Source organism: Serratia nematodiphila DZ0503SBS1 (genome assembly GCF_000738675.1).
In the GTDB taxonomy this organism is placed as follows: Bacteria; Pseudomonadota; Gammaproteobacteria; order Enterobacterales; family Enterobacteriaceae; genus Serratia; species Serratia nematodiphila.
In genome coordinates, this window is record NZ_JPUX01000001.1 from 1,646,879 (window position 1) to 1,672,737 (window position 25,859).

The following is a 25,859-nucleotide window of genomic DNA, read 5'->3' on the forward strand; positions in this document are numbered from 1 at the left end:
CCAGTTCGCTTTCGCGGCGAAAAAACGCGCGTTAGCGTTTCATCATGAAACGTTGTCGCTATGATGATGTTCCATAATGGAACAAAAATCGCGTGGCTCGCCAGGCGGGCGGCAGGCGCTCATAGTCGAAGCACAACAACAAGCCGGCGGCGAAGCCGGCGCGTCATCACCTGATATCTGAACGTTACCATCGCCAACTCCCTACAAGGATCCGGTTATGTTGAGAATCATCCAGTCACCAGGCAAATACATTCAGGGCGCCAATGCGCTGGCCGCCGTCGGCGAATACGTCAAATCCCTCGCCGACCATTATTTCGTGATCGCTGACGACTTTGTGATGCAGCTGGCGGGCGACACCCTGATGGGCAGCCTGCAGCAGCACGGCGTGAAACATCATGCGGCCCGCTTCAACGGCGAGTGCTGCCGTAAAGAGATAGACCGCCTTGGCCGCGAGCTGCAGACCCACGGCTGCTGCGGGGTGATCGGCGTCGGCGGCGGCAAGACGCTCGACACCGCCAAGGCCGTCGCCCACTACCAACGGCTGCCGGTGGTGCTCATTCCCACCATCGCCTCCACCGATGCGCCGACCAGCGCGCTGTCGGTTATCTACACCGAACAGGGCGAATTTGCTGAATACCTGATCTACCCGCGCAACCCGGACATGGTAGTGATGGACAGCGCCATCATCGCCAAAGCGCCGGTGCGCCTGCTGGTAGCCGGCATGGGCGACGCGCTCTCCACCTATTTCGAAGCGCAGGCCTGCTTCGACGCGCAGGCCACCAGCATGGCCGGCGGCAAATCGACGCTGGCGGCGCTCAGTCTGGCGCGGCTGTGCTACGACACGCTGCTGGCCGAAGGGGTAAAAGCCAAACTGGCGGTCGAGGCTGGCGTGGTGACGGAAGCGGTGGAACGCATCATTGAGGCCAATACGTATCTGAGCGGCATCGGCTTCGAGAGCAGCGGGCTGGCGGCGGCGCATGCCATTCACAACGGTTTCACCGTGCTGGAGGAGTGTCACCACCTGTATCACGGCGAGAAAGTGGCGTTCGGCACCCTGACGCAACTGGTGTTGCAGAACAGCACGATGGTGCAGATTGAAACCGTGCTGGCGTTTTGTCATGACATCGGCCTGCCGATCACGCTGGCGCAGATGGGCGTCACCGGCGATGCGACGGCGAAGATGATGGCGGTGGCCGAGGCCAGCTGCGCCGCGGGTGAAACCATTCACAACATGCCGTTCAAGGTCACCCCTGCGGGCGTGCAGGCGGCGATCCTGACGGCGGATAGGCTGGGCGCTGCCTGGTTGCAGCGTCATTGATACCGTTGGGGCGCGGTGCGCCGCGCCCCTGGCTTACAGAGGAAACCATCGTGAAAAAACTGATTAATCAGGTCGAGTCGGTGTTGGAAGAGCAGTTGCAGGGGCTGGCGGAGGCTCATCCCGAGCTGCTGGTGCACGCGGATCCGGTGTTCGTGACCCGCGCCGACGCGCCGGTGGCGGGCAAAGTGGCGATCCTGTCCGGCGGCGGCAGCGGCCATGAGCCGATGCACTGCGGCTTCGTCGGTGAAGGGATGCTCGACGGCGCCTGTCCGGGCGAGATTTTCACCTCGCCGACGCCGGATAAAATGTACGAGTGCGGTCAGGCGATCGACGGCGGCGCCGGGGTGCTGCTGCTGATCAAGAACTACACCGGCGACGTGCTCAACTTCGAAACCGCCACCGAGCTGCTGCACGACAGCGGCGTCGCGGTGGCGACGGTGCTGGTGGATGACGACGTGGCGGTCAAAGACAGCCTGTTTACCGCCGGGCGGCGCGGGGTGGCCAACACCGTGCTGATGGAGAAACTGTTGGGCGCCGCCGCGGCGCGCGGCGACGATCTGGACAGCGTGGTGACGCTGGGGCATCGCATCAATAACCACGGGCATTCAATCGGCATTGCGTTGGGCGCCTGTACCGTGCCGGCCGCCGGCAAGCCGTCGTTCACCCTGGCGGAGAACGAAATGGAGTTCGGCGTCGGCATTCACGGCGAGCCAGGCATTGCGCGCCGCCCGTTCACCACGCTCAACGCGGCGGTGGACGACATGTTCCATACGTTGATCGACCATGGCCACTATCAGCGCGCGATCCGCGTCTGGGATCGTCAGCAGGGCGAGTGGCGCGACGAGATGCAGACCAAGCAGCCGCTGACGCGCGGCGATCGGGTGATCGCGCTGGTCAACAATCTGGGCGCCACGCCATTGTCTGAGTTGTATGGCGTGTACCATCGGCTGGCGGAGCGCTGCGCCGAGGCGGGCATCATCATTGAACGCAACCTGGTGGGGTCTTATTGCACCTCGCTGGATATGCAGGGGGTATCCATCACGTTGTTGAACGTGGACGACGAGCTGTTGTCCTTGTGGGATGCGCCGGTGAAAACGCCTGCGCTGCGTTGGGGTTGCTGAGGAGGAATCATGGCGTTGACCAAACAACAGGTTGTCGATTGGCTGATGCGTTGCGGCGAGGTGTTCAGCCGGGAGCGCGATTTTCTGACCCAGTTGGACACCGAGATCGGTGATGCCGACCACGGTTTGAACATGAATCGCGGTTTCAACAAGGTGGTGGAAAAGCTGCCGTCGGTGGCGGACAAGGATATCGGCTTTATCCTGAAAAACACCGGCATGACGCTGCTGTCGAGCGTGGGGGGCGCCAGCGGTCCGCTGTTCGGCACCTTCTTCATCCGCGCGGCGCAGGCGGCGAACGCCAAGCAGAGCCTGGATCTGCCGGAGCTGCATCAGATGATGCAAGAGGGGGTGGAAGGCGTGGTGATGCGCGGTAAGGCGGAGCCGGGCGACAAGACCATGTGCGACGTCTGGTGGCCGGTGGTGGAAAGCCTCGGCCAGTCCGCGCAGCAGAACCTGAGCGTGGCGGAGGCGCTGCAGCGCGCCGCCGACAGCGCCGAGCGGGCGGTGGAGAGCACCATCACCATGCAGGCGCGCAAGGGGCGGGCCAGTTACCTGGGCGAGCGCAGCATCGGCCACCAGGATCCCGGCGCCACTTCGGTGATGCTGATGATGAAAACGCTGGCCGAAGTCGCCGGCAGTTAGCAGGAGGCGAGATGATTAATATCGTGGTGGTGTCGCACAGTGCGTTGCTGGCGCGCGGCGTTGAGCAACTGGCGCGGCAGATGATGCGCGGCGACGGCTGCAAGTTGGCGCTGGCGGCGGGCGTGGATGACGAGGAGCACCCGATCGGTACCGATGCGGTCAAAGTGATGGAGGCGATCGAAGCGGTCGCCGACGGCGATGGCATTCTGGTGCTGATGGATCTGGGCAGCGCGCTGCTCAGTGCCGAAACCGCGCTCGATCTGCTGGATCCGGATCTGGCCGCCAAAGTGCGGCTGTGTGCGGCGCCGCTGGTTGAAGGCACGCTGGCGGCGGTGGTTGCCGCCAACTCCGGCGCCTCACTGGAGCAGGTGGTAGCGGAGGCGCAGGGGGCGCTGCAGGCCAAACAAGCACAGCTGGGCGAGGCTTCACCTACGGCGAAAAGCGTGGCCTTGCCGCTGGCGCAGGGCAAAAGCGCAACCTGGACGGTGCAGAACCCGCACGGGTTGCATGCGCGCCCGGCGGCGCGGCTGGTCGAGACGCTGGCGCCGTTCAAGGCCGAGCTGGTGCTGGAAAAGCAGGGGCAGTGCGTCGATCCGCGCAGCCTCAATCAGCTGGCGCTGCTGCAGGTGCGTCACGGCGACACCATCCGTTTGATCGCCGACGGCGCGCAGGCGGACGAGGCGCTGGCGGCGTTCAAAACGCTGGCGGAGCAGCATTTTGGCGAGACGGTCTCCGAGCGGCAGCAGCCTTCGCTGCACGGTATTCCGGTGGCGGAAAGCGTCACCAGCGGGCCGGTGTTCCAGGCCTACAGCTTCTGGCCACCCACGTCCGATCGGCGCATCGGCGCGGACGAGGTATTGGGCGAACAGCAACGCCTGCGGGAGGCGCTGCAGCACACGCTGAGCGATCTGAACCGGCTGGCGGAACGCACCGGCACGCTGATCGGCAAGCCGCAGGCGGCGATCTTCGGCGCCCACAGCATGCTGCTGGACGATCCGGATCTGCAGCAGGCGGCCTACACCCGCATCGCGCAACAGCTGTGCAGCGCCGAGCAGGCCTGGCGGCAGGTGCTGGAGGCGATCGCCGAAGAGTACCGCGAGCTGGATGACGACTACATGCGGGCGCGCGAACTGGACGTGCGCGACATGCTGCGCCGCACGCTGTGCCATCTAGAGGGGCAGGCGCTGCCGGCCATCGCGCTGGCAGAACCGTCGATACTGGTGATGGATGAGCTGATGCCCTCAGAGGTGGTGATGCTCGACCGCCGGTTGGTGCTCGGCATCTGCCTGAGCGGCGGCAATGCCCTGTCGCACAGCGCCATTCTGGCGAAGGCGATGGGCATTCCGATGGTGGTCGGCATGCAGGATTGCCTGAGTAAAACCCGCAGCGGGCAGAAGGCGATGCTGGACGCCGCGCGCGGGGTATTGCAGCTCAGCCACTAAGCGCGCAGTTTGAACTGGCGGATGTCGATCCCGTGCTGTTTGATCTTCCGCCACAGCGTGGTGCGGCCGATGCCCAGCAGCTGCGCCATCTCCGTCAGCTGGCCGCGGCTGACGGTCGCCGCGCGCAGGATCGCCTGGCGTTCCATGTCCGTCAGCGTCAACAGCGGTGCGCCGGGCTGCGGATCGCTTTCCAGCAGCGACGGCTGGCCGAGCAGGTGCGCCGGCAGATCCGCCAGCTGGATGTGGTGGCCGTGGCAGATCATCGCCGCGCGCTCCACCACTCCTTTCAGCTCCAAATCGTTGCCCGGCCACAGGTAGAGCGCCAGCTGGGCCATCACTTCGTCATCCACCCGAAAGCGACACTGGAAATGCTGCTCCAGCGTGCGCAAATGGTGTTTGACCAGCAGCGGAATATCGCTCAGCCGCTGGCGCAGCGGCGGGAGCTGGATCTCGAACGCCTGCAGGCTGTAAAACAGCTGGCGGCGGAAGCGGTTTTGCTGCACCAACAGCGGCAGATCGGCGGCGCTGCCGGCGATCACCCGCACATCGACCGGGATCACCCGGCTGGAATTGAGGCGGATCACCACGCCGGTTTTCAGCACCTGCAGCAACGCCGACTGCATCTCCGCCGGCAGGTATTCGATCTGTTCGAGGTACAGCGTACCGCCGTTGGCCAATTCGAATTTGCTGAGCTGGCCCGCCTCTTCTTCGCTGGCGTCGCTGCCCAGCAGCTCACGCAGCCCCTGCGCCTGCGGCAGCAGTTGACAGTTGAGGGCGATATACGGCCCGGCGGCGCGTTCACCGGCGTTGTGGATGGCCTGGCTGAGTAACTCTTTGCCGACGCCTTCCTCCCCGCGCAGCAGGATCGGATGCTGGCCTTTGGCCGCCTGCTGGCCATAACGGATCAGCCGCCGCATCTCCAACGAGGCGGAGGGCATTTGCTCGAAGCTGTGGCTGACGCGCCCCAACTGGCTGCTGACATACTGGCGCAGCCGCTCGAGCGGGTGCAGCAGGGCGATGAAACTGCAGCGATCGCCGTCGAAAATCGGCTTTAGCGTCAGCAAGGCGGCGATAAACTGCCGCTGGCTTTCGAAGGTGACTTCGACGTGTTGCAGCGGCTGCCGATCGGCGATGGCGCGCTTGAGCAGAGCGGGCAGCGTCAGCAACTGCGCCAGCGGTTTGCCCTGGCTCTGCTGCTCGTCCAGCTTTAGCAGGCCGGCGGCGCGCTGGTTGATGTATTGCAGGTAGCCGCGATGATCCCAGGCCATCACGCCGTCGTCCACGCCGTCCAGCAGGCCGTAAAGCTGGTTCAGATGGCGGTTGGATTCCGCCAGCAGGCCGTCGGCGTTCAGTGAATTGCCTATTTCGCGGGCGATGGCCAGCGTCAGCGACAGATCGCCGGCGGCGCAGTCGGCCAGCAGGCAGCCCAGCGCGATCGAGCCGCGCTGGCGGCCGCTGTTGTCGTAGACCGGCGTTGCGCAGAAAGACCAACCGTGCAGCGCCCGGCGCACGTGCTCTTCACCGCTGACTCGTACCGGGTGGCCTTCCGCCGCCGCCAGCGCCGGGGCATTGGTGCCGATCTGCCCCTCGGCCCAGTAGGCGCCGGGGGCGAATCCCAGTTGCTGCAGATGCTCCCAGGTTTGGGCGTCGCCGCAGCGCCACAGCATGCAGCCGCTCTCGTCGAGGATCATCAACAGACAGCGACGCGGCTCCATGTATTCGCAGGCGTCTTCCAGCGCCGCCTGGCCGAGCGTCAGCAGATCGTTCTTGCGGCGGCAAATCGATTCGAAGGTGGTGCCCTGCGCGCGGTGCGGCGCTTGCCAGACATCGGGCTGCATCAGGCTGCGGCAGCGCAGCCAGGAGGCGTAAACCGCCTGTGCCGGGCGCAGCGGCGGCGGCAATTCGCCGTCGTTAATCAGACGCTGCCAGCGTGAATCGTTGTCCATCGAACCTCATCCAGACTGCGAAAACGAGAGTGACGATGATACCACCTGACGCGGCGGCGGCTGTGAGGCGGCGGGCAGAAGTGGTGAAATCGAGGCAAAAAAAACGGGGCGCGGCGCAGGCCGAACCCCGTGTTTATCCGCGTGCGCGCATCAGTTGCGGAATGGGTTGCCGCTGTTGCGAGCCGGTTGGCTGGTGGTAACGGCCGGCGCGGATGCGCGAGTGGCCGCCGGTACCGGCGCCGCGGTCTGTTGCATCGGCGCATTGTCCTGATAGCCGTCTGCATAGGCGTCCTGCGCGCGATTCTGCGGCGCGACGGCGTCAGGCGCGGTCGATACCGGTTTGCCCAACGCGCCGTTCAACAGCAGCAGATCGTTCTGGTTCAGCGTGCCGAGCGCCGACTTGATGTTCAGTTGGTTGATCAGATAGGTATAACGCGCGTCGGACAGCTGACGTTTGGCGTTATACAGCGTGGTGGTGGCGTCCAGCACGTCGACGATGGTGCGGGTACCGACCTGATAACCGGCTTCCATCGCGTCCAGGGAGCTTTGCGCGGAGATCACCGCCTGTTTGTAGGCGTTGATGCTGCTGATCGAAGCGTTAACGTTGTTGAACGACGAACGAACGGTCTGCACCACGCTGCGGTGTGAGCTTTCCAACTGCTCGCTGGCGCCGACGAAGCCGTACTGCGCTTGTTTGACCTGCGAATTGGTCGCGCCGCCGCTGTACAGCGGCAGGTTGAAGCTCAGACCCACTTTGTTCTGACCGATATCGGCGTCAGGGGCGATATTGCGCGAGCCATTGTTCTTAGTATTTGAAATCGCTGTGGACGCGCTGAAATCGATGGTCGGCATATAGCCGGTCTGTGCGGCGCGGATTTGCTCGCGCGCCAGATCCTGGCTCAGACGGGCGGACAACAGGCTCAGGTTGCGCGCTTCCGCTTCTTTCAGCAGGTTGTTCACCGCCTCCGGGCGCTGGGTGCTGAAGCGATCGGTGTTCAGCGAGGCCAGTTCCGGATAGAAGGCCCCGGTGACCTGACGCAGCGTTTCCAGCGCGTTGTCCAGATCGTTGCGGGCGGAGACTTCCGCCGCCAACACGGTGTCGTAGTTCGAGCGGGCGTTCTGCACGTCGGTGATCGCCACCAGGCCCACGTTGAAGCGCTGGGTGGTTTGATCCAGCGTGCGGTATACCGCGTCTTTCTGCGCCTGGGTATAGGACAGCGTATCGATCGCTTTCAGCACGTTGAAGTAAGCGGTCGCCGTGTTGAGAATAAGCTGCTGTTCCGCTGTCTGGAAGGTAACGTCGGAGATGCCGGCGGTCTTTTCCTGCAGCGTCAGCTGGCGCCATTTCGACATGTCGAAGATGGTTTGCGTCAGCGCCAACGAACCGCTGGTTGCGTTGCTGTTCTGATCGCGTTGGTCACGATAGCCGTTGGTATGGGTATAACCTGCGGTTAAACCGAGCTGCGGCAGCAACGGGCTGCGCGCTTCATTGATCTTTTCGAATGCGGCGTCGCGGTCAGCTGCACTTTTGCGCAGATCCGGGTTACTTTCCCTGGCCTGTTTGTAGACCTGCAGCAGGTTCTCTGCCTGGCTCATTGCACTGAAGCCGCCCAGGCTCAGTCCGATAAGAAGGGGGAGCAGTTTCTTCATTTGCATTCCTTGTTGTGCAGCAATATTGCTATGTTAGCGCTGACGATAGACGAAATAGTTGCCGATTCTAGCAGAGTCTGAGGTACGCATCAGGTGGCTGAATGTGCCATCTCACGTAACTTTTACCTTTCAGACCGCCCATTTACCTTGGCGTACTGCCCGGGCCGACTGCAGCTGATATTATGGCTGACAATCCGGATTGTTTCCCGCTATTACCTGCGAGCGCACAAACGTGCCGCATCCGGCGGCGAAAAACAGACTAACATAAAGCCGCGGCGGAGAGTCCCGCTGTTTCTGTCATCAAAACCGTTTATTTTATCGGCATACTCAAGCAGGAGAATTCGCGCATGAACCGTTCGCAGCCGTCGCCCGTTACTTTCGATAAAAAAGATGTAGAAATTATTGCACGCGAGACGCTGTACCGTGGTTTTTTTTCACTCAATTTATACCGGTTTCGCCATCGGTTGTTCAATGGCGAAATGAGCCCTGAAATCACGCGTGAAATTTTCGAACGCGGCCATGCGGCGGTGCTGCTGCCCTACGATCCGGTGCGCGACGAGGTTGTGCTGATTGAACAACTGCGCATCGCCGCGGTCGATACCAGTAATTCGCCCTGGCTGCTGGAAATGGTGGCGGGTATGATCGAAACCGGTGAAAGCGTCGAGGACGTGTGCCGCCGCGAAGCGCAGGAGGAGGCCGGCGTGGTGGTCGGGCGCTGCAAACCGGTGCTGAGCTATCTGGCCAGCCCCGGCGGCACCAGCGAACGTTTGTCGATCATGGTCGGCGAAGTGGACGCCGGCACCGCCGAGGGCATCCACGGCCTGGCGGAAGAACATGAAGATATCCGCGTTCATGTGGTCAGCCGCGAACAGGCTTACCGCTGGGTTGAGGAAGGCGCGATCGATAACGCCGCATCAGTGATTGCATTGCAATGGCTGGCGTTGCACCATGAATCGTTGAGAAAAGAGTGGGCCAACTAATGAAACAGCGCTATACCCCTGATTTCCCCGAAATGATGAGATTGTGCGAAACCAACTTCGCGCAATTGCGCCGCTTGCTGCCGCGCAACGACGAAGCGGGCGAAACGGTGACTTATCAGGTGAACGGCGCCGGCTATCGTTTGACCATCGTTGAGTCCACGCGTTACACGTCGCTGGTGGAGATCGAGCAGATCTTTCCGGCGGTCAGCTACTGGAGCCTGCCCGCGATGACGGTGCGGTTGTACCATGACGCCATGGTTGCGGAAGTGTGTTCCAGTCAGCAGATCTACCGCTTTAAAGCGCGTTATGATTATCCTAATAAAAAGTTGCATCAACGCGACGAAAAGCATCAAATTAACCAGTTTCTTGCTGATTGGCTGCGCTACTGTTTGGCGCATGGAGCGATGGCGGTTCCGGTTTGTTAGACAGACTGAAATAACAAAGGACACCATTTGGAAAGCCTGTTTAAACTGCCCGTGGCGAGTGGGGCCGCGGTCAGGATTCTACAAATAACAGATACCCACCTTTTTGCCGGCGAACACGAGACGTTGCTCGGCATCAATACCTATCGCAGCTATCACGCGGTGCTGGACGCCATCCAGGCGCAGCGCCGCGACGTCGATTTGATCGTCGCCACGGGAGATTTGGCGCAGGATCATTCGCAAGAGGCGTACCGCCACTTCGCCGCCGGCATCGCGCAACTGCCGGCTCCCTGCGTGTGGCTGCCGGGCAACCACGATTTTCAACCGGCGATGGTCGACGCATTGGCCGCCGCGGGCATCGCGCCTTCCAAACAGGTGCTGCTGGGCGATAACTGGCAAGTGCTGATGCTGGACAGCCAGGTGTTCGGCGTGCCGCACGGCGAATTGAGCGAATACCAGCTGGAGTGGATGGAGCGCTGCCTGCAGGCTCACCCCGAGCGCTATACGCTGTTGCTGCTGCACCATCATCCGCTGCCTTCCGGCTGTACCTGGCTCGATCAGCACAGCCTGCGCAACCCGCATATGCTGGGCGCGATCCTGCTGCGTTATCCGAAAGTGAATACCGTGGTGTGCGGGCACATTCACCAGGATCTGGATCTGGAATGGCAGGGGCGGCGTCTGTTGGCGACGCCGTCTACCTGCGTGCAATTCAAGCCGCACTGCACGAACTTCACCATCGATGACGTTTCCCCCGGCTGGCGCTACCTCGATCTGCTGCCGGACGGCCGCGTCGAGACGCAGGTGTTCCGACTGGAAAACGACGATTTCCGCCCCGATATGGACTCGGATGGATACTGATGCCTTCGACACTGCTCTACCTGCACGGTTTCAACAGCTCGCCGCAGTCTGCCAAGGCGGTGGCCTTCAAGGCCTGGCTGGCCGAACACCATCCCGATATCGAGATGCTGGTGCCGCAGCTGCCGGCCTTTCCGGCGGAGGCCGCCGAGATGCTGGAAAATCTGGTGCTGGAACGCGCCGGGCAAACGCTCGGGCTGGTCGGCTCATCGCTGGGCGGCTATTACGCCACCTGGCTGTCGCAGTGTTTTTCCCTGCCGGCGGTGGTGGTCAACCCGGCGGTCAAGCCGTTTGAGCTGCTGGTCGACTACCTCGGCGCCAACGAGAACCCCTACACCGGCCAGCAATATGTGTTAGAGTCTCGGCACGTTTACGATCTGAAAGTGATGCAGATCGATCCTTTGGAGTCGCCGGATTTAATCTGGCTGCTGCAGCAAACGGGCGATGAAATTCTCGATTACGGCCAGGCAGTGGCGTATTACACCGCGTGTCGGCAAACGGTGGAGTCGGGTGGAAACCACTCCTTCGTCGGTTTCGAGCACTACTTCCCCCAGATTGTGGATTTTTTAGGGCTAAACGCGGTCTGACGGGCCGTTCCGGCACCTCCCTTTAACCACGAAAAAATAATCAACGATGACTCAATCCAGCTATAACGCTGATGCCATTGAAGTACTCAGCGGTCTAGAACCAGTGCGCCGTCGTCCCGGCATGTATACCGACACGACGCGCCCAAACCACCTCGGCCAAGAGGTGATCGATAACAGCGTCGACGAAGCGTTGGCCGGTCACGCCAAGCGCATCGACGTGATCCTGCACGCCGATCAGTCGCTGGAAGTGATCGACGACGGCCGCGGCATGCCGGTGGACATCCACCCGGAAGAGGGCGTGCCGGCGGTTGAGTTGATCCTGTGCCGGCTGCACGCCGGCGGTAAATTCTCGAATAAAAACTACCAGTTCTCCGGCGGCCTGCACGGCGTGGGCATCTCGGTGGTCAACGCCCTGTCGAAGCGGGTGGAAGTCAACGTGCGCCGCGACGGCAACGTTTACAGCATCGCCTTCGAAAACGGCGACAAAGTGCAAGATCTGACGGTGACCGGCACCTGCGGCAAACGCAACACCGGCACCAGCGTGCACTTCTGGCCTGACGAACAGTTCTTCGACAGCCCGCGTTTCTCGGTATCGCGCCTGACTCACCTGCTGAAGGCCAAAGCGGTGCTGTGCCCCGGCGTCGAGATCTATTTCATCGACAAGGTGAACAACACCGAGCAGCGCTGGTGCTACCAGGACGGCCTGACCGACTACCTGATGGAAGCGGTTAACGGCCTGATCACCCTGCCGGAAGCGCCGTTCGTCGGCAACTTCGCCGGTGACACCGAAGCGGTGGACTGGGCGCTGCTGTGGCTGCCGGAAGGCGGCGAGCTGCTGACCGAAAGCTACGTCAACCTGATCCCGACCATGCAGGGCGGCACTCACGTCAACGGCCTGCGTCAGGGGCTGCTGGACGCGATGCGTGAGTTCTGCGAATTCCGCAATATTCTGCCGCGCGGCGTGAAGCTGTCGGCGGAGGATATCTGGGATCGCTGCGCCTACGTGCTGTCGGTGAAGATGCAGGATCCGCAGTTCGCCGGGCAGACCAAAGAGCGTCTCTCCTCGCGTCAGTGCGCGGCCTTCGTTTCCGGTGTGGTGAAAGACGCCTTCAGCCTGTGGCTGAACCAGAACGTTCAGGCGGCGGAACAGCTGGCCGAGCTGGCGATCTCAAGCGCCCAGCGCCGTCTGCGCGCCGCCAAGAAAGTGGTGCGCAAGAAGCTGACCAGCGGGCCGGCGCTGCCGGGCAAGCTGGCGGACTGCACCTCGCAGGATCTGGCCATGACCGAACTGTTCCTGGTGGAAGGGGATTCGGCGGGCGGATCGGCCAAGCAGGCGCGCGATCGCGAATATCAGGCGATCATGCCGCTGAAGGGCAAGATCCTGAATACCTGGGAAGTCTCCTCGGACGAAGTGCTGGCCTCGCAGGAAGTGCACGACATTTCCGTGGCGATCGGTATCGATCCGGACAGCGAAGATCTCAGCCAATTGCGCTACGGCAAAATCTGCATCCTGGCGGATGCGGACTCCGATGGCCTGCATATCGCCACACTGCTGTGCGCGCTGTTCGTGCGCCACTTCCGTTCGCTGGTGAAAGGCGGCCACGTCTATGTCGCCATGCCGCCGCTGTATCGCATCGATCTCGGTAAAGAAGTGTTCTACGCGCTGGATGAAGAAGAGAAAGCCGGCGTGCTGGAACAGCTGAAGCGCAAGAAGGGCAAGCCGAATGTGCAGCGCTTTAAAGGGCTGGGCGAGATGAACCCGCTGCAGCTGCGCGAAACCACCCTCGATCCGAACACCCGCCGTCTGGTGCAACTGACGGTGGCGGAAGATGACGTCGATCAGACGCTGGCGGTGATGGACATGCTGTTGGCCAAGAAGCGTTCGGAAGATCGCCGCAACTGGCTGCAAGACAAGGGCGACATGGCCGAATTGGCGGTCTGAGCCTGACCCTGGCCCGGCGAAACGCCGGGCCGGCTTTCCCGCAGGGCGTTCATGCGGCGCCCGATAACCTGGGCCGGAATGCATGAAGATCACGCTCGAAGAATTGCTGGCGTTCACCTCGGTGGTCGACAGCGGTTCTATCACCGCCGCCGCCGATCGGCTCGGCCAGACAACATCCGGCATCAGCCGCGCGCTCAGCCGCCTGGAGAATAAGCTCGATACCACCCTGATGCGCCGCACGACGCGTCGTTTGGAGCTGACCGAAGAGGGGCTGAGCTTCCTGAACCATGCGCGTACGATCATCAGCTCGGTGGAAAATGCCGAAGAGCAAATGGCGGTGCGCCGGCAAATGCCCGCCGGGCGGCTGCGGATCAATGCGGCCGCACCTTTTATGGAGCACGTCATCGTGCCGCTGGTGGCGGGATTCAGAGAACGTTATCCGCAAATTTCGCTCGAGCTGAACACCGACAACCTGATTATCGATCTGCTGGAAAAACGCACGGATATCGCCATTCGCATCGGGGCGTTGCGTGATTCGACCATTCATGCGCGCGCGCTGGGAGCCAGCCGGCTGCGCATCCTCGCCAGCCCGGCTTATCTGCAGCAGCACGGCACGCCACAGAGCGTGGAGGAGTTGCATCGGCATTGTCTGCTCGGTTTTACCCAGCCGGAGTCGCTGAACCAGTGGCCATTGCGCTATCGCCAGGCGCCGCATTTCGCCATCACGCCGACGATCTCTGCGTCCAGCGGTGAAACGCTGCGGCAATTGGCGCTGCAGGGCGAGGGGATCGTACAGCTGGCAGACTTTATGACCCGTCGCGATCGGGAAGCCGGCAAGTTGGTGACGTTGCTGGAGCAGGAGACGCTGGACGTGCGCCAGCCGATCAACGCGGTGTATTACCGCAATACGCAATTGGCGGCGCGCATCACCTGTTTTCTTGACTACGTCAGCGCGCACATCGACGCGCAGACGTTATAAGGTGGAGCTTACAGGGCGTTTTCCAGGATGTAGATCTCGGTGTCCAGCACGCTGTCCTTGATGGTCTCGCGGTGTTTGAGCATGTGCTCAATGGCCAGGTGTTTTTCCAGATGCGCCATGCTTTCCCATTTCTCCAGCATGAACACCGAATCCGGCGACCGTTTCTGCCAGGGGGCCTGGGTATTGCTGTCGACCATCGGCGTATATTCGCCGCAGCCGTCTTCCGCCAGCACCAGCGGCACCAGTTTTTCAATGGCTTGCAGTACGGTGGCGCGGTGGCCGGGTTTCACTTTGATTTCTGCGATTACGGTGATCATGTCTGCCTCGTTGATGAGAATGTTCTGCGTCAGTTAAGCAAAAATTTTCGCCAAATGCTCGCGATAACGTGCGATGTCCGCTTCGATATCCGGTTGTTTTATCACGTTATTGCAGATAAAGGTCGGCAGCGCTTCCATTCCCAGGAACTGGTTGGCCTTGTGGAAGTGCAGGTAAACGCCGTCGACGCCGACGCCGTGGAAGAACTGATCGGGATCGGTGAAAGCCTCCATCGGGGCGTTCCAGGTCAGGCTCAGCAGGTATTTTTTGCCCTGGATCAGGCCGCCGGAGCCATATTTTTTGCTTTCGTCAGAACGAGAGCGCCCGTCGTTGGCATACAGGCTGCCGTGACCGGCGGTGAACACTTCATCGATGTATTTTTTCAGGATCCAAGGTTCGCCCATCCACCAGCCCGGCATCTGATAGATGACCGCGTCGGCCCACAGGTATTTCTGTACTTCGGCTTCGATGTCATAGCCGTCGTCGACCACGGTGACCTGCACATCGTGCTGCAGATCGCACAGGAAGCTTTCCGCCACGTCGCTCAGGGTTTGGTTGAGTTCGCCGTTGGAATGGCCGAATTGTTTTTTAGCGTTGATAATCAGGATATTGCTCATCTTTCGCGGCTCCCGTCAGTGTTAAGATATGGCATGCTTCCCGCGGAAAAGGCGGAAACCATCTCGCTGGTGACGAGTGTAATCGTGAGTCAGGCAAGTAAAAATGCGATCCAGCGCACAACAGTGTTGACTGCCAGTCAATAAAGAGGCCGCCAGGTAGCGAAATTTTGCATAAACCGCATCGCGCAATCGGCCGTCGCCGGCGATCCTTGCGCCAACTGTGACAGCTACCCCGCAGATGGGTTACTATCGCGGGCAGAATCGACAAGCGATGCCTTTTGTCGTCCAAGGGATTGCCAAGCCACGGTCTGAGGATAATTGAGTAATGAGTGATCTGACTCATGACGGTGTAGAGCGTTTACCGCTGCACACATTCACTGAAAACGCCTATCTGAACTATTCCATGTACGTCATCATGGATCGGGCGTTGCCGTACATTGGCGACGGTTTGAAGCCGGTACAACGCCGCATCATCTACGCCATGTCTGAGCTGGGGCTGACCAACAGCGCCAAATTCAAGAAATCCGCCCGCACCGTGGGCGACGTGCTGGGTAAGTATCACCCGCACGGCGACAGCGCGTGTTATGAAGCCATGGTGCTGATGGCGCAGCCGTTCTCGTATCGCTATCCGCTGGTGGACGGCCAGGGGAACTGGGGTGCGCCGGACGATCCCAAGTCGTTCGCGGCGATGCGTTATACCGAATCGCGCCTGTCCAAATACGCTGAGGTCTTGCTGGCCGAACTGGGCCAGGGCACGGTTGACTGGATCCCGAACTTTGACGGCACGCTGCAAGAGCCGAAGATGCTGCCGGCGCGTCTGCCGAACATCCTGCTGAATGGCACCACCGGCATCGCGGTCGGCATGGCGACCGACATTCCGCCGCACAACGTGCGCGAAGTCGCCGCTGCGGCGGTGGCGCTGCTCGACAAGCCGGGCGCCTCGCTCGATGACCTGCTCGAGTTCGTGCAGGGGCCGGACTTCCCGACCGAAGCCGAGATCATCACCCCGCGCGATGAAATTCGCAAAATTTACCAGAGCGGCCGCGGCTCGGTGCGCATGCGCGCCGTGTGGAAGAAAGAGGACGGCAGCGCGGTGATTACCGCCTTGCCGCATCAGGTCTCCGGCGCCAAGGTGCTCGAGCAGATCGCCAGCCAGATGCGCGCCAAGAAGCTGCCGATGGTCGAGGATCTGCGCGATGAATCCGATCACGAAAACCCGACGCGTCTGGTGATCGTGCCGCGTTCCAACCGCATCGATCTGGAGCAGGTGATGAATCACCTGTTCGCCACCACCGATCTGGAACGCAGCTACCGCATCAACATGAACATGATCGGTCTGGACAACCGCCCGCAGGTGAAAGGGCTGGTGGAGATCCTCACCGAATGGCTGGCCTATCGTCGCGATACGGTGCGCCGCCGCCTGAACTACCGCCTCGAGAAGGTGCTCAAGCGTTTGCATATCCTCGAAGGTTTGCTGGTGGCGTTCCTCAATATCGACGAGGTGATCCACATCATCCGCAGCGAGGATGAGCCGAAGCCGGTGCTGATGCAGCGTTTCGGCATCTCCGATACCCAGGCGGAAGCGATCCTCGAGCTGAAACTGCGTCACCTGGCCAAGCTGGAAGAGGTCAAGATCCGCGGTGAGCAGGACGAGCTGGCGAAAGAGCGCGATCAACTTCAGGCGCTGCTGGCGTCCGAGCGCAAGCTGAATACGCTGATTAAGAAAGAGATCCAGGCCGACGCGCAAACCTACGGCGACGATCGCCGTTCGCCGCTGACCGAGCGTGCGGAAGCCAAGGCGATGAGCGAACACGATTTCGTGCCGTCCGAGCCGGTGACCATCGTGCTGTCGGAAATGGGCTGGGTGCGCAGCGCCAAGGGCCACGACATCGATCCGGCAGGGTTGAGCTACAAGGCCGGCGACAGCTTCCGCGGCGCGGCGCGCGGCAAGAGCAACCAGCCGGTGGTGTTCATCGATTCTACCGGGCGCAGCTATGCGCTCGATCCGATGACGTTGCCTTCGGCGCGCGGGCAGGGCGAACCGTTGACCGGCAAGCTGACGCCGCCGCCGGGCGCCACCATTGAGCAGGTGCTGATGGCGGCCGACGATCAAAAACTGCTGATGGCTTCCGACGCCGGTTACGGTTTCGTTTGTACCTTCAACGATCTGGTGGCGCGCAACCGCGCCGGCAAGGTGATGATCACGCTGCCGGACAACGCCAGAGCGCTGCCGCCGATGGAGATCCACGGCGCAGACGATATGCTGCTGTCGATCACCGCCGCCGGGCGCATGCTGATGTTCCCGGTCGCCGATCTGCCGCAGCTGTCGAAGGGTAAGGGCAACAAGATCGTCTCCATTCCGGCGGCGCAGGCCGCCGCCGGTGAAGACAAGCTGGCCTGGCTGTTCGTGCTGCCGCCGCAGGCCTCCGTCACGCTGCATGTCGGCAAACGCAAGCTGACGCTGCGTCCGGAAGATCTGCAGAAGTTCCGTGCGGAGCGCGGCCGTAAGGGCACCCAGCTGCCGCGCGGCCTGCAGCGCATCGATCGCGTGGAAGTGGATGCGCCGGTGCGGGCGTCGGGTGGCGACAGCGAAGAGTAAGCGTTGGCGCCGGCGTTAACGGGCGGTCGCAGCGAGCTGTGGCCGCCTTATTTATTTTTGCTGGCGTTTATTTTCCAAATAGTTAACATTTCTGCGCATAAAATTATTGTGCGTACTGCCGCCTGGCAGGAAAATAGCGAGAAATGCAGGCGACATCGGCGTGCTTACCGCCTGGCCGGCAAATAATGAGTAAAGGAATCTGCGCAGCGAAGTAAACTGCGTTGGCAGTGTGCTAATGAGGTTGTTATGTTATTGATTTTGCGTGCCGTTCTCGCCACTCTTTTCTGTATTCTGGTGTGTATTTTCGGTTCTGTTTATTGCTTGTTCAGCCCGCGCAACCCTCGCCATGTGGCGACCTTCGGCCATCTTTTCGGCCGCCTGTCGACGCTGTTCGGCATCAAGGTTGAAACCCGCGTGCCGGCCGATGCGGCCAACAATGGCAACTGCATCTATATCGCCAACCACCAAAATAACTACGACATGGTGACGGCCTCCAATATCGTGCAGCCGCGCACCGTGACCGTCGGTAAAAAAAGTCTGGTGTGGATCCCGTTTTTCGGCCCGCTGTATTGGCTGACCGGTAATCTGCTGATAGATCGTGATAATCGCGCCAAGGCGCACGGCACCATCGCCCAGGTGGCGGAGCAGTTCAAAAAGAAAGACATTTCGATCTGGATGTTCCCGGAAGGGACCCGCAGCCGCGGTCGTGGGCTGATGCCGTTTAAAACCGGCGCGTTCCACGCGGCTATCGCCGCCGGCGTGCCGATTGTGCCGATCTGCGTATCGACCACCAGCGGTAATATAAATCTTAATCGCTGGAATAACGGTCATGTGATCGTCGAGATGTTGGCGCCGGTGGATACCAGCAAATACGGCAAAGAAAACGTGCGTGAGCTGGCGGCCCATTGCCGCGAGCTGATGGAGGCGAAAATCGCCGAATTGGACGCCGAAGTCGCCCAGCGCAACGCCGCCAAAAAATAAGAGTCTACCGGCTTCAAAGAATAGGATTTTAATTGGCGTTCAGCGCCGTTAACGCCTGAACGCCTGCTAATCTTGATTGGCGGGCGTTTGGGTTTTGCACACGGTTTAGTTATTGCTTTTCATGGAGAAAATATGTCACTCAGTCGACGTCAGTTTTTACAGGCATCGGGCCTGGCGCTGTGCGCGGGCGCCGTGCCGCTGAGGGCTGAGGCGAGCGGAACGCAGACCCTGTTACCCATTCCCCCGCTGCTGGAGTCTCGCCGCGGTCAGCCGCTGTTCCTGACCTTGCAGCGCGCCCATTGGGCGTTTATGGATAACCGTAAAGCGGCGGTGTGGGGCATCAACGGCATGTACCTGGGGCCGACGGTGCGGGTTTACAGCGGTGACGACGTCAAACTGATCTACAGCAACCGCCTGCAGGAGCCGGTAGCGATGACCGTCAGCGGTCTGCAGGTGCCTGGCACGCTGATGGGCGGCGCGCCGCGCATGATGTCGCCTAACGTCGACTGGTCGCCGGTGCTGCCCATTCGTCAGGCGGCGGCCACCTGCTGGTACCACGCCAACACGCCGAACCGTATGGCGCCGCACGTTTACAACGGGCTGGCCGGGCTGTGGTTGGTGGAAGATGCCGTCAGCAAAGCGCTGCCGCTGCCCAACCACTACGGCGTCGACGATTTTCCGCTGATCATTCAGGACAAACGCTTCGATAACTTCGGCACACCGCAATACGATGCACCGTCGCAGGGCGGTTTTGTCGGCGATACGCTGTTGGTCAACGGCGTGCAAAACCCGTATGTCGACGTGTCGCGCGGCTGGGTGCGTCTGCGCCTGCTTAACGCCTCCAACGCGCGTCGCTATACCCTGCAGCTCAGCGACGGGCGGCCGTTCAACGTGATTGCCAGCGATCAGGGCTTCCTGCCTGCGCCGGTCGCGGTGCAGCAGCTGTCGTTGGCGCCTGGCGAACGCCGGGAAGTGCTGATCGACATGTCGAAGGGCGAGGAGGTGACCATCACCGCCGGTGAAGCGGCGGGCATCATGGATCGCCTGCGCGGCCTGTTCGAGCCGTCGAGCATTCTGGTGTCCACCCAGGTGCTGACGCTGCGCCCGACCGGCCTGCTGCCGCTGGTGACCGACAACCTGCCGATGCGCCTGCTGGCGGATCAGCTGTTGGACGGCAGCGCCAGCCGCACCCGCGATTTCCGCCTGGGCGACGGCGGCGTCGGCATCAACGGCGCGATTTGGGACATGAACCGCATCGACGTACAGGCGCAGCAAGGCACCTGGGAACGCTGGAACATTCACGCGGATACGCCGCAGGCGTTCCATATTCAGGGCGTGCAGTTCCTGATCAAACGCGTCAACGGCGCGCAGCCGATGGCGGAAGATCGCGGCTGGAAGGACACCGTCTGGGTCGATGGCGACGTCGAGCTGCTGGTGTATTTCAACCAACCTACCTCCGAACACTTCCCGTTCCTGTATTACAGCCAGACGCTGGAGATGGCCGATCGCGGCACCGCCGGCCAGCTGATGGTGCAGCCGACGATGTAATCTGCGCTGTGGGCCGCTTACGGCGCCCGCAGCATTTCCAGGAAGGCCTGCACCACCGGCGTGACGCTGTCGGTGCGATACACCGCGTACAAATCCGCCGGCGGCGCCTGTTGCAGCGAGCAAAAGCGTACGCCGGGCCACGGGATGCGGCCGTAGCTGTCCGGCAGCAGCGTGATGCCGCAGCCTTCCGCCACCAGCGCCAGCAGGGTCTGCGGTTCGTTGACCTGATAAGCGACGTCCGGCAAAAATCCCTGCTGCAGACACAGATTGTGCAGATACAGCCCCAGGCTGGCCTCATGCGGCGGCAGCACGATGAAGCTGTCGTTTTGCAGCGCCGCCAGCGGGATATTCTCCTGCTGCGCCAGCGGATGATCGAGCGGCAACACCACGGCGATGCTCTCGCTTGCCAGCCGTTGGCAGCTCAATCCCGGCAGCGTCTGCTGCTGCGCCTCTCGCCATACCCCGATATCGATATGCCGTTTTTGCAGCGCGGCGATTTGCTGGCTGGGCGTCAGCTCGTTCAACGACCAGGTGACGCCGGCGCTCCGCTCGCTGAACCGCCGCAGCGCCGCGAGCAGGCCGCCCCAGGCCGAGGTGCCGACCATGCCGACCACTATGTGGCCGCCTTCGCCACGCCCCATCTGTTGCACCTGGTGCAGCGCGCTGTCGGCCTGATCCAGCAGCCGCTCGACGTTGCGCAGCAGCGTGCGGCCGGCCGGCGTCAGCGTCATGGAGCGGGTAGTGCGTTTGAACAGCACCACCCCGAGCTGGCTCTCCAGCTCCTTGATGTGCTTGCTGAGCGGCGGCTGTGACATATTCAGCCGCCGCGCCGCCTGGGTGAAGTTCATCTCTTCCGCCACCACGCGGAAATAGTGCAGCAGGCGGAAGTTAATCCGGCCGGGATCGGGCAGGGCATGGGGCGGATTCATACGGGGTATCGCCTCCTTGTGACGCAGCTCAACTTATAGGTAAATGGAATAAATCGGCCGCCAAGAATGTATTGGTCTCGGCCGCGCCTCGCTCTCTACTATGGGGCTTATTATCCCCCGCTGAAAGAGAGAATACGATGTTTAATCAAGAAGATGCTTTTACCTGCGCCGATGTCGTCCGCGCACGCCTGCCGGGTTTCCAGCCGAAAGCGGCCTTGATTCTCGGCTCCGGGCTCGGCGCCCTGGCGGAGGTGATGACCGAAACCGTCACCCTCGATTACGCGGAGCTGCCGGGCTTCCCGGTGAGCGGCGTCGCCGGCCACGCCGGGCAACTGGTCGCCGGCAAGCTGGAGGGCGTGCCGGTATTGTGCATGAAAGGGCGCGGTCATTTCTATGAAGGGCGTGGCATGCAGGTGATGACCACCGCAGTGCGCACCTTCAAACTGCTGGGCTGCGAATTCCTGCTGGCGACCAACGCCGCCGGTTCGCTGCGCCGTTCGGTGGCGCCGGGCAGCCTGGTGGCCATTACCGATCACATCAATTTCATGCCGGAGTCGCCGCTGGTCGGCGCCAACGACGATCGCTTCGGGCCGCGCTTCTTCAGTCTGGCGAACGCCTACGATCGCGATCTGCGCGCCCGGCTGGCGGCGGTGGCCGAAAGCGCCGGCATCCCGCTGGCGGAAGGGGTGTTCGCCGCCTACACCGGGCCGAACTTCGAAACGCCGGCGGAGATCCGCATGATGCAGATCCTGGGCTGCGATGTGGTGGGGATGTCGATCGTGCCGGAGGTCCTGACGGCGCGGCACTGCGGTCTCAAGGTGCTGGTGGTGTCCGCGATGACCAACTACGCCGAAGGGCTGTCGGATACGCCTCTTTCTCACGAACAAACGCTCAGCTGCGCGGCGCTGGCGGCGGACGATTTCATGCGCCTGATCCGCGAGCTGTTCAAAACGCTGTAACACCGCAAGCAAACCGGCGGCGGGCTGCAGGGGGCCCGCCGCACCAATCATCGTTGAAAGCATAATAACAAGGTGATGGCGATGGCGATAAAAACACGATTGAAGGTAATGATTTTCCTGCAGTTCTTTATCTGGGGCGCCTGGCTGGTGACGCTGGGCTCCTACATGATCAACACGCTGCAGTTCAGCGGCATGCAGGTGGGGATGGTCTACAGCGCCAAAGGCATCGCCGCGCTGATCATGCCGGGCCTGGTGGGCATCATCGCCGACCGGTGGATGAAGGCCAACTACCTGTATGCGCTTTGCCACCTGCTCGGGGCGCTGGCGCTGTACTGCGCAGCGCAGGTCGAGCAACCGATGCTGATGTTCTGGGTGATGCTGTTCAATGCCATGGTCTATATGCCGACCATCGCGCTCTCCAACGCCATTTCCTATTTTTGCCTGGAGAAGCACGGCTTTGACACGGTGAGGGATTTTCCGCCGGTGCGGGTGTACGGCACCGTGGGATTCATTCTGGCGATGTGGTTGGTCGGTTTCAGCCGCATTGAGCTCAGCAATCTGCAGCTGTATCTGGCATCTGCGGCGTCACTGCTGCTGTCCGCCTATTCGCTGACGCTGCCGCGCTGCCCGACCAACCGCGCGGCCGAGTCGAAGAGCTGGGTGAGCGTGCTGGGGCTGGATGCGCTGGTGTTGTTCCGCCAGCGGCGCATGGCGCTGTTTTTCCTGTTCGCCATGTTGCTTGGCGCGGCGCTGCAGATAACCAATACCTTCGGCAACCCGTTCCTGCACGATCTGTCGCTCAATCCGCTGTATCAGGACAGCCTCAGCGTCCGGTATCCGGCGGTGCTGCTGTCGCTGTCGCAGATCTCTGAAGTGTTCTTTATCCTCACCATACCCTTCTTCCTGCGCCGTTACGGCATCAAGCAGGTGATGCTGATCAGCATGGCGGCCTGGACGCTGCGCTTTCTGTTCCTGGCGTACGGCACGCCGGTCGGCTTTGGTTTCGTGCTGCTGTTGCTGTCGATGATTGTCTACGGCTGTGCGTTCGACTTCTTTAATATCTCCGGCGCCATCTTCGTCGAGAAGGAGGCCGATCACCGCATCCGCGCCAGCGCACAGGGGCTGTTCATGACCATGGTGAACGGTTTGGGCGCCTATCTGGGGGCGCTCGCCAGCGGCGAGGTGGTGGACTTCTTCAGCCATGACGGCGTGAAAGACTGGCAGAGCATCTGGCTGGTGTTTGCGCTGTATACGCTGGTGCTGGGGATTGTGTTCGCGCTGAGCTTCAACTATCGCCACCTGCCGCAGGAGAACGCGGCGGCGGCGCAGTGAGGCAGAGGGCGCGGCTTTGCTGCGCCCTGAAACGTCAGGCCTGCGGGAAGCGCTGCTGCAGCTGCTGCTGGTCCGGCGGATTGGCGGCGCCGAGGCTGGCCACCACGCAAGCGGCGACCCGGTTGGCCAGATCGACCGCCTGCGGCAGCGGCCAGCCGGCGGACAGGCCCGCCAGCAAACCGGCGCAGTGGGCATCGCCCGCGCCGATGGTGTCAACGACCTCTACCGGATAGGCCGGAACGTGCAGCGGCGGCGTGCGGCCGTCGCAGATCCACGCGCCGTCGCGATCCAGGCGGCAAATCAGCGTCAGATTACGGGCGGCGGCATAGCGCTGTGCGGCCTCCACGGCGTCGCCGGCGCCGCACAGCGTGGCCACTTCGTCGCGGTTGAGCGTCAGCAGGGTGTGGCTGTCGCTGAGCATGGCGAAGAAATCTTCGCTGAGCTGGGCGATGCGCGGGCCGGGATCGATCAGGCGCGGTTGGTCGAACGGCATGCGCGTCAGCCACTCGCGCAGCGCTTCGCCGTTTTCGCCGGCCAGCTCGTAGCCGCTGGCGTAGATCAGCGTGTGTTCCGTCAGCGGCAGGGTCGCCAGCTGCGCTTTATTCCATTGGCTTTCGCAACCGGAAACCGTGATAAAGGTGCGTTCGCCGTCCGGTTCCACCAGCGCCAGGCACCAGCCGTTGTCCATCTGGCCGTGGCGCAACAGCACCTCCAGCCCCAGTTCGCCCATGGCGGCTTCGATCGCCGCGCCCCATTCGCCGTTGCCGACCGGCATACCGTTGATCACCGGAACTTCAAGGCGCGTCAGCGCGCGCGCTACGTTGAACGCGCAGCCGCCGATTTGCCGCGCCTGCGGCTGGGCTTCGATATCTTCGCCGCTGGTCGGCAGGCGGGGCAGCGTCATCACCAGATCGCCGACCGCGCCCCCCATCACCAGGACAGGTGTTACAGCTTCCCACTCATTCATTGATGTTCTCTGCGTTGGGCCAGGTACAGACCGTAAGCGATCAGACTCACCGCAAACGACACAAACAGCCCCAGGCTGGAGTCGGCGAACAAGCCTTTGGCCAGCGGGCCGTCGATAAAACCGGTTTTGGTGACCAGCAGGCCGCACAGGGCGCCGAGGAACCAGCAGAACAGCGGGGCTTTGCGCACGCCGCGGTTCTGGCCATGCAGGCCGTACAAAGCGTTGCCATCATACCCGTGGCGGCGGCGCAGGCACAGGTAATCGAGCAGGAAAATCGCCTCCCAGGCCGCCAGGAACACCCCGCAGAACACCAGGAAGGAGATGAACGGCCCCATGAAATCGCCGGAGATGAACAGGACATACAGGGCTATGCCCAGCACCACCACGGCGTCGATCGATACCGCCAGCCACTGTTTGACCTGCACGCCGATGGTCAGCAGGTTAAGGCTGGCGGAATACAGGCTGAGCACTGCGATGGTGACGATGCCGGCGGTGGCGGCCAGCAGATAAGGGATGGCCATCCAGGCGGGCAGCACCGAGCCTATCAGCGCGATGGGGTTGGCGGCGCTGGCCAGATCGGGGAGCTGCACGGAAAGCAGAATACCGGCCAGCATCAGCAGCATTAGCGGCAAACAGGCACCGCCCATCACCGCGGCGAAAATGCCTTTGCTCGACGAGCTCGGGCTTTGATAGCGGCTGTAATCGGCGCCGGCGATTGCCCAGCTGATGCCGGTGCCGGCAGCGATCACCGATACCGCTGGCAGGAAACCGGTCAGCCAGCTGCCGGAAGGCAGCGCCAGCACCTGGCTCCACTCGGTATTGAACAGGATATAGAGCACCACAATCAGCGTCATGGTGCCGAAGATGCGGCTGAACCAGCTTTGCATCCAGACCACGGTATTTTGCCCCAGCAGGCTGACGACGACAGTGAGCCCGCCGAACAGCAGCAGGCTGAGCGCGGTCAGCAGGTGGCTGGTTCCCAGTCCGAAGGCCTCGAACAGCGCCGCCAGCGTCAGGGTGCCGGTGATCACGTTGACCGCTTCCCAGCCCATCAGGTTGATCCAACTGAACAGGGTGGGCGCCACGTTGCCCTTCAGCCCGAAAATCACCCGCGAGAGCGTCAGCGTAGAGGTGCGCCCACGCTTGCCGGCGAAGCTGGTGAGGCCGACCAGCACGAAGCTGGCGACGCCGACCAGCGCGGCGAGTACCGATTGCAGAAAGGATAAGCCGAAGCCGACGATGATGGCGCCGTACACCACGCCGAGAATACCGATATTGGCCGCCGACCAGATCCAAAACAGCTCGATGGGCTTACCGGTCTGTTCCGCGTCCGGCACCCTGTCGATACCGGTGCTTTCTACCTTCCATGCTTCATTGCGATTGATATCGGTCATAGCAAATGATCCCTGTTGCGCAGGGCCGCGAGGGCCGCCGCAGTTGACTGAAAATCGATTCCGTTAGCGCGGTTGAGGCCGGCTATCCCGTTGTCGGTGAAGACGCCGATTCCGCGCAGTGTGTAGCGGCTGATGCCGCCGGGTCTGTCAAAATGAGGGCGGTATCCGCCTTATCGGGTGAGGCACGTCGGCCGCACGGCGCCAATGAGTGTAGTCAAAGAGTGGGTCTGCAGCGGGGTTTGGCGAAGCGGGAACCTTTCTATTTGCCGACATCGATCCGGTTCGCCCACCGCGAGGGGATCCTGTGATGCGGCGATGAGCAGTGAGCAGGCTA

General features: G+C 61.9%; 22 protein-coding genes. 15 read left to right on the plus strand and 7 right to left on the minus strand.

From position 1 onward, the window contains the following. The first annotated feature begins 217 nt into the window (after positions 1 to 217). From JL05_RS07570 to dhaM, 4 genes are read left to right on the plus strand one after another with little or no spacing between them, the layout of a single operon-like run. Positions 218 to 1,318, plus strand: a complete 1,101-nt coding sequence (locus JL05_RS07570) for a glycerol dehydrogenase (protein WP_033632060.1) — start codon at positions 218 to 220, stop codon at positions 1,316 to 1,318. Between the two features lie 50 nt (positions 1,319 to 1,368). Beyond that, on the plus strand, positions 1,369 to 2,439 hold the full coding sequence (gene dhaK, locus JL05_RS07575) for a dihydroxyacetone kinase subunit DhaK (RefSeq protein ID WP_015379086.1): 1,071 nt from the start codon (positions 1,369 to 1,371) through the stop codon (positions 2,437 to 2,439). Positions 2,440 to 2,448: 9 nt separating this feature from the next. Continuing rightward, entirely contained in the window at positions 2,449 to 3,081 is a 633-nt protein-coding gene (gene dhaL / locus JL05_RS07580; protein WP_004937232.1) for a dihydroxyacetone kinase subunit DhaL, read from the plus strand. An 11-nt stretch (positions 3,082 to 3,092) separates the two neighbouring features. Beyond that, positions 3,093 to 4,523: a dihydroxyacetone kinase phosphoryl donor subunit DhaM gene (gene dhaM / locus JL05_RS07585; protein ID WP_033632061.1), complete on the plus strand. Its 1,431-nt coding sequence runs from the start codon at positions 3,093 to 3,095 to the stop codon at positions 4,521 to 4,523. Here the strand turns inward: dhaM and dhaR are convergent. Together dhaR and hasF are read right to left on the minus strand one after the other, a co-directional pair. Continuing rightward, positions 4,520 to 6,469: a dihydroxyacetone kinase operon transcriptional regulator DhaR gene (dhaR, locus tag JL05_RS07590; RefSeq protein WP_033632062.1), complete on the minus strand. Its 1,950-nt coding sequence runs from the start codon at positions 6,467 to 6,469 to the stop codon at positions 4,520 to 4,522. The genes dhaM and dhaR overlap by 4 nt on opposite strands. Positions 6,470 to 6,619: 150 nt before the next feature. Next, complete coding sequence (gene hasF / locus JL05_RS07595) at positions 6,620 to 8,119, minus strand: multidrug efflux transporter outer membrane subunit HasF (RefSeq protein WP_033632063.1); 1,500 nt, start codon at positions 8,117 to 8,119, stop codon at positions 6,620 to 6,622. A gap of 347 nt (positions 8,120 to 8,466) precedes the next feature. Here hasF and nudF point away from each other — a divergent pair, with 347 nt between their 5' ends. The 6 genes from nudF to JL05_RS07625 all read left to right on the plus strand — a co-directional run bounded on the left by nudF (position 8,467) and on the right by JL05_RS07625 (position 13,884). After that, positions 8,467 to 9,099, plus strand: a complete 633-nt coding sequence (nudF, locus tag JL05_RS07600) for an ADP-ribose diphosphatase (protein WP_004937242.1) — start codon at positions 8,467 to 8,469, stop codon at positions 9,097 to 9,099. Then, positions 9,099 to 9,524, plus strand: coding sequence for a DUF1249 family protein (locus JL05_RS07605; protein WP_004937244.1), 426 nt, complete (start codon positions 9,099 to 9,101; stop codon positions 9,522 to 9,524). The genes nudF and JL05_RS07605 overlap by 1 nt, the downstream gene beginning before the upstream one ends. A 27-nt stretch (positions 9,525 to 9,551) precedes the next feature. After that, on the plus strand, positions 9,552 to 10,379 hold the full coding sequence (gene cpdA / locus JL05_RS07610) for a 3',5'-cyclic-AMP phosphodiesterase (RefSeq protein WP_004937250.1): 828 nt from the start codon (positions 9,552 to 9,554) through the stop codon (positions 10,377 to 10,379). Further along, positions 10,379 to 10,963: an esterase YqiA gene (gene yqiA / locus JL05_RS07615; protein WP_033632064.1), complete on the plus strand. Its 585-nt coding sequence runs from the start codon at positions 10,379 to 10,381 to the stop codon at positions 10,961 to 10,963. The genes cpdA and yqiA overlap by 1 nt, the downstream gene beginning before the upstream one ends. 46 nt (positions 10,964 to 11,009) lie before the next feature. Next, the gene (gene parE, locus JL05_RS07620) at positions 11,010 to 12,905 is read left to right on the plus strand and encodes a DNA topoisomerase IV subunit B (protein WP_004937254.1); all 1,896 of its coding nucleotides are present in this window, start codon (positions 11,010 to 11,012) and stop codon (positions 12,903 to 12,905) included. A gap of 82 nt (positions 12,906 to 12,987) precedes the next feature. Further along, on the plus strand, positions 12,988 to 13,884 hold the full coding sequence (locus JL05_RS07625) for a LysR substrate-binding domain-containing protein (RefSeq protein WP_015379080.1): 897 nt from the start codon (positions 12,988 to 12,990) through the stop codon (positions 13,882 to 13,884). 8 nt (positions 13,885 to 13,892) lie between these two features. On the opposite strand, the gene JL05_RS07630 is transcribed toward JL05_RS07625, so the two are convergent. Beyond that, the gene (locus JL05_RS07630) at positions 13,893 to 14,201 is read right to left on the minus strand and encodes a putative quinol monooxygenase (RefSeq protein WP_004937258.1); all 309 of its coding nucleotides are present in this window, start codon (positions 14,199 to 14,201) and stop codon (positions 13,893 to 13,895) included. 33 nt (positions 14,202 to 14,234) lie between these two features. Next, positions 14,235 to 14,816, minus strand: a complete 582-nt coding sequence (locus tag JL05_RS07635; RefSeq protein ID WP_033632065.1) for an NAD(P)H-dependent oxidoreductase — start codon at positions 14,814 to 14,816, stop codon at positions 14,235 to 14,237. Positions 14,817 to 15,141: 325 nt separating this feature from the next. Here JL05_RS07635 and parC point away from each other — a divergent pair, with 325 nt between their 5' ends. The 3 genes from parC (at position 15,142) to ftsP (ending at position 19,944) form a co-directional block, all read left to right on the plus strand. Next, positions 15,142 to 17,415: a DNA topoisomerase IV subunit A gene (parC, locus tag JL05_RS07640; protein WP_015379079.1), complete on the plus strand. Its 2,274-nt coding sequence runs from the start codon at positions 15,142 to 15,144 to the stop codon at positions 17,413 to 17,415. 246 nt (positions 17,416 to 17,661) lie between these two features. Next, positions 17,662 to 18,396 (plus strand): 1-acylglycerol-3-phosphate O-acyltransferase, encoded by a 735-nt coding sequence (locus JL05_RS07650; RefSeq protein ID WP_004937266.1) that lies wholly within the window; start codon positions 17,662 to 17,664, stop codon positions 18,394 to 18,396. Positions 18,397 to 18,528: 132 nt separating this feature from the next. After that, on the plus strand, positions 18,529 to 19,944 hold the full coding sequence (ftsP, locus tag JL05_RS07655; RefSeq protein WP_033632066.1) for a cell division protein FtsP: 1,416 nt from the start codon (positions 18,529 to 18,531) through the stop codon (positions 19,942 to 19,944). 17 nt (positions 19,945 to 19,961) lie between these two features. Here ftsP and JL05_RS07660 read toward each other — a convergent pair whose 3' ends face one another. Further along, on the minus strand, positions 19,962 to 20,873 hold the full coding sequence (locus tag JL05_RS07660; RefSeq protein ID WP_033632067.1) for a LysR family transcriptional regulator: 912 nt from the start codon (positions 20,871 to 20,873) through the stop codon (positions 19,962 to 19,964). Positions 20,874 to 21,010: 137 nt separating this feature from the next. Between JL05_RS07660 and xapA the strand changes: the two genes are divergently transcribed. Together xapA and JL05_RS07670 are read left to right on the plus strand one after the other, a co-directional pair. Further along, positions 21,011 to 21,832, plus strand: a complete 822-nt coding sequence (gene xapA / locus JL05_RS07665) for a xanthosine phosphorylase (RefSeq protein WP_033632068.1) — start codon at positions 21,011 to 21,013, stop codon at positions 21,830 to 21,832. 81 nt (positions 21,833 to 21,913) lie between these two features. Beyond that, entirely contained in the window at positions 21,914 to 23,164 is a 1,251-nt protein-coding gene (locus JL05_RS07670; protein ID WP_033633576.1) for a nucleoside permease, read from the plus strand. 34 nt (positions 23,165 to 23,198) lie between these two features. Here JL05_RS07670 and JL05_RS07675 read toward each other — a convergent pair whose 3' ends face one another. Both JL05_RS07675 and JL05_RS07680 read right to left on the minus strand, forming a co-directional pair. Then, positions 23,199 to 24,131, minus strand: a complete 933-nt coding sequence (locus JL05_RS07675; protein WP_033632069.1) for a PfkB family carbohydrate kinase — start codon at positions 24,129 to 24,131, stop codon at positions 23,199 to 23,201. Further along, a complete protein-coding gene (locus JL05_RS07680) occupies positions 24,128 to 25,525 on the minus strand; it encodes a purine-cytosine permease family protein (protein WP_033632070.1) in 1,398 nt (465 codons plus the stop codon). Before JL05_RS07680 ends, JL05_RS07675 begins: the two co-directional genes overlap by 4 nt. Between the last annotated feature and the right edge of the window lie 334 nt (positions 25,526 to 25,859).